The organism is Jatrophihabitans sp. (genome assembly GCF_051960575.1).
GTDB lineage: Bacteria > Actinomycetota > Actinomycetes > Mycobacteriales > Jatrophihabitantaceae > JBQCEE01.
The window spans coordinates 1-3,686 of record NZ_JBQCEE010000125.1 but is presented as its reverse complement, the minus strand read 5'-3'; the positions used below and the strand labels follow the sequence as shown (position 1 = coordinate 3,686).

4 protein-coding genes and 1 tRNA gene are annotated in these 3,686 nt (G+C 72.2%); 2 read left to right on the top strand and 3 right to left on the bottom strand.

All coding sequences use genetic code 11. The features are described 5' to 3' along the window. Positions 1-24: 24 nt before the first annotated feature. Together selA and ACTHMS_RS06715 are read right to left on the bottom strand one after the other, a co-directional pair. The gene (gene selA, locus ACTHMS_RS06720) at positions 25-1,323 is read right to left on the bottom strand and encodes an L-seryl-tRNA(Sec) selenium transferase (RefSeq protein ID WP_440305895.1); all 1,299 of its coding nucleotides are present in this window, start codon (positions 1,321-1,323) and stop codon (positions 25-27) included. A 31-nt stretch (positions 1,324-1,354) separates the two neighbouring features. Then, positions 1,355-1,448: transfer RNA gene (locus tag ACTHMS_RS06715), tRNA-Sec, on the bottom strand. A gap of 23 nt (positions 1,449-1,471) precedes the next feature. Here ACTHMS_RS06715 and selD point away from each other — a divergent pair. After that, entirely contained in the window at positions 1,472-2,449 is a 978-nt protein-coding gene (gene selD, locus ACTHMS_RS06710) for a selenide, water dikinase SelD (RefSeq protein WP_440305894.1), read from the top strand. Between the two features lie 19 nt (positions 2,450-2,468). Beyond that, complete coding sequence (locus ACTHMS_RS06705) at positions 2,469-3,197, top strand: DUF4328 domain-containing protein (RefSeq protein ID WP_440305893.1); 729 nt, start codon at positions 2,469-2,471, stop codon at positions 3,195-3,197. A 25-nt stretch (positions 3,198-3,222) separates the two neighbouring features. On the opposite strand, the gene ACTHMS_RS06700 is transcribed toward ACTHMS_RS06705, so the two are convergent. Beyond that, the coding region (locus tag ACTHMS_RS06700) for a DinB family protein (protein WP_440305892.1) at positions 3,223-3,686 on the bottom strand (464 nt) is incomplete at its 5' end.

The following is a 3,686-nucleotide window of genomic DNA, read 5'->3' as shown; positions in this document are numbered from 1 at the left end:
GGCCGTGGCGAGCACGTGCACGGCTCAGTCCTCGGCCGCGGGGACGACGGCCAGCACGGACCGCAGGGCCGCCTCGAGGGCGCCGTCCGACTCGGCGGGGATGCACCGGAGGTCGACGAGGCAGCGTCCGCGCTCGACCCGGGCGACGACCGGCGGCTCCCCGAGCCGGAGGGGCTCGGCGCAGCCCGGGGGCAGCTCGACGGCGACGCCCGGCAGCGGCATACCGGGGGCGGCTCCCCCGCCGACGGCCCCGGCCACCTCGACGACCTGCCGGCCCAGGGCTGCGGCGAGGCGCTCGGTGCGGGCGCGCAGGGCCGCGGGCTCGGCGTGCAGGGTGGCGGCCACGGGCGGGAGGGGCCCGCGCAGCGTGGCCTCGAGCGCCGCGAGGGTCAGCTTGTCGACGCGCAGCGCGCGGGCCAGCGGGTGCCGCCGCAGCTGCTCGACGGCGGCGGCCTCGCCGAGCACGAGCCCGGCCTGGGGTCCGCCGAGCAGCTTGTCGCCGCTCGCCGTCACCAGCGCAGCGCCCGCGGCGACCGCCGAGGCGACGTCGGGCTCGTCCGGCAGCAGCGGATGCGGGGCGAGCAGGCCGCTGCCGGTGTCGACCACGACCGGCACACCCAGCCCGGCGAGGTCGCGCACGACGACAGAACTGGTGAACCCCTCGATCCGGAAGTTGCTCGGGTGCACCTTGAGGATGCAGCCGGTGTCCGGACCGATCGCGGCGGCGTAGTCGGCGAGCGTGACCCGGTTCGTGGTGCCGACCTCGCGCAGCCGCGCGCCGGTCGAGGTGATCAGGTCGGGCAGCCGGAATCCGTCGCCGATCTCGACGAGCTCGCCGCGGCTGATCACGACCTCGCGCCCGGCCGCGAGCGCGGTGGTAGCGAGCACCAGGGCGGCAGCGCCGTTGTTGACCACGAGCGCGGCGTCGGCACCCGGGACGGCGCGGGTGAGCGCAGCCAGGGCACCGCGGCCGCGCCGGGCCCGGCGGCCCGTCCCCAGGTCGTACTCGACATCGACGTAGCCGGCGGCCGCCGCGACCGCCTCACGAGCCGCGTCGCCGAGCGGGGCGCGACCGAGGTTCGTGTGCAGCACGACGCCGGTCGCGTTGATCACCGCCCGCAGCGCGGACGGCGGGTTGCCGAGCGCGGCGAGTACCTCGTCGGCGACGTCGTCCGGGGCAATGCGGCCGTCGCGGACGAGCTGCAGGCCGGCAGTGACGGCGCGCTTCACGCGCGCTCGTCCGAACCGTCGGGTCGCTTCGACGATGCGTGGATCGGCGAGGACGGCGTCGGTGCGCGGCACAAGGCGACGCGGGTCGGACACGGGGCCTCCCTACCTCGTGCAGCCGGCGAACGCGGAGGCGGACGGGAATCGAACCCGCCAAGCCGAGTTGCTCGGCTTCACCGGTTTTGAAGACCGGGAGGACCACCAGGTACCCATACGCCTCCGCTGATCACCGTACCGTTGGCTTGTGGCGGTTCGACTGACCCAGTACGCGCACGGCGGCGGCTGCGCCTGCAAGATCCCTCCCGGCGAACTCGAGGCGGTGGTTGCCGGCCTCGGCGGGCAGCGGAACGCGGACCTGCTGGTCGGTCTCGACGACGGCGACGACGGTGCGGTGGTCAGCATCGGCCCGGACACCGCAGTGATCAGCACCGCCGACTTCTTCACGCCGGTGGTCGACGATCCGTACGACTGGGGCCGGATCGCTGCAGCGAACGCGCTCTTGGACGTGTACGCGATGGGGGGCCGTCCGATCGTTGCGATCAACCTTGTCGGCTGGCCCAGGGACGTGCTGCCGAGCGAGCTGCTGACCGAGGTGCTGCGCGGCGGGTTCGACGTCGCGACGCTGGCGGGCTGCCCGGTCGGCGGCGGGCACAGCATCGACGATCCTGAGCCGAAGTACGGCATGGCGGTCACGGGTGTGGCCGCACCGGACCAGTTGATGCGCAACGACAGCGCGCGCGCCGGCTTGCCGCTGACGCTGACGAAGCCGCTCGGTCTGGGGGTCTTGAACAACCGGCACAAGGCGACGGGGGAGGTGTTCCCGCAGGCGGTCGAGACCATGGCCTCATTGAACGCCGATGCCGCGACGGCCGCCGTGGCGGCCGGAGTGCGCGCGGCGACGGACGTGACCGGGTTCGGGCTGCTCGGGCACCTGTACAAGATGATGCGCGCCTCGGGTGTCTCGGCGGTGCTCGACTCGGCCGCCGTCCCGTACCTGGACGCTGCCCGCGCGTCGGCCGCCGAGGGCTACATCAGCGGCGGCACCCGCCGCAATCTCGAGTGGGTGCGTCCGGGACTCGACGCGACGGTCGACGAGACCGAACTACTGCTGCTCGCGGACGCGCAGACCAGCGGTGGTCTGCTGATCGTGGGAGAGCTTCCCGGCGCCCCGGTGGTCGGCGAGATCGTTGCGCGCGGCGCGGCGATGATCTCGGTGCGTTGACTTCCGGCACACTGCCCGCATGGAGCCCGGCTGGTATCCCGACCCGTTCTCGAATGGTGTGCGGTGGTGGGACGGACGGGCCTGGTCCTCATACACGGCACCGTCCGCGCCGAGCTTCTACCGGCTTGATCCGCGCAAGGATCTCGACGACGAGCACGTAGCCGCCGGGCGCGCGTCCATCGCCGTCGTGCTCGCTGCCTTGATCGGCGCGGTCAACCAGTTCGTCGCGGCGGCCGTGTTCGGTGACTTCTTCCGCAAGTCGCTCGACGCGACGACCAACGCCGACGGGACGGTCACCGAACCCGCGATGCCATCTGGCTTCGCCTTCACCGAGCTGATCGGGATCGCGGTCTTCGTCGCGGAGATCTTCTTGATGATCTGGCTGTATCGCGCCGCGAAGTTCGCCCGCAACGCCGCGCTGCCGGCGCGCCGCGACCCGGTGTGGGCGGCGCTGGGCTTCTTCGTCCCGATCGTCAGCTTCTGGTTCCCGTACCAAGTGGCGGCCGACGCGTTCCCGCGCGCCGACCGCAACCGTGGCCTCGCCGGGTGGTGGTGGACGTGGTACCTGATCTCGAGCCTGTTCGTGATCGTTGTCGTGATCGCGGCCGGGTTCTCGACCACGGCCGGGGTGGTCGCGGCGGTGATCGGCGCGGGTGCGTATGCGCTGGCCGCGGTGTATGCCCGGCGGATGATCATGGCGATCGCCACCGCGCACGAGCAGCTGCTGGCCGCGTTCAGCTCGCAGTGAGATCGGTGGCGCGCGACCGCACGGGTCAATCGCCGGTCACGCCGTCGATGCACTCGCGCAGCAGGTCGGCGTGGCCGTTGTGGCGGGCGTACTCCTCGATCATGTGGAGGTAGATCCAACGCAGATCGATGGTCTCGCCGCGGCGCGTCACCAGTGTGTCGTCGAGGCTCTTTCCGGCGATGGCGGCGTCCGCTTCCGCGCACTCGGCGAGGTAGGCGGTGTAGTCGGCCTCGGCCTGCTGCGGATCGACGTCGTCGAAGTCGCCGTCCCGGTTGTCGGGGGAGTAGTAGATCGGCGGACGGTCGAGGCGAGCGAGACCGTGCAGGAACCAACTGCGTTCGACCTCCAACATGTGGCGGACGAGACCGAGCAGGCTCAGCGTCGACGGCGGGACCGCGCGCAGACATAACTGTTCGGCAGTGAGGCCGGCGCACTTGTGCACCAGCGTCTGGCGGTGGTAGTCGAGCCACTCTTGCAGTGCAGCGCGCT

Excerpts from the sequence above, each read along its gene's own strand:
- ACTHMS_RS06705 (WP_440305893.1), top strand. The coding sequence starts at position 2,469 with ATGGAGCCCGGCTGGTATCCCGACCCGTTCTCGAATGGTGTGCGGTGG.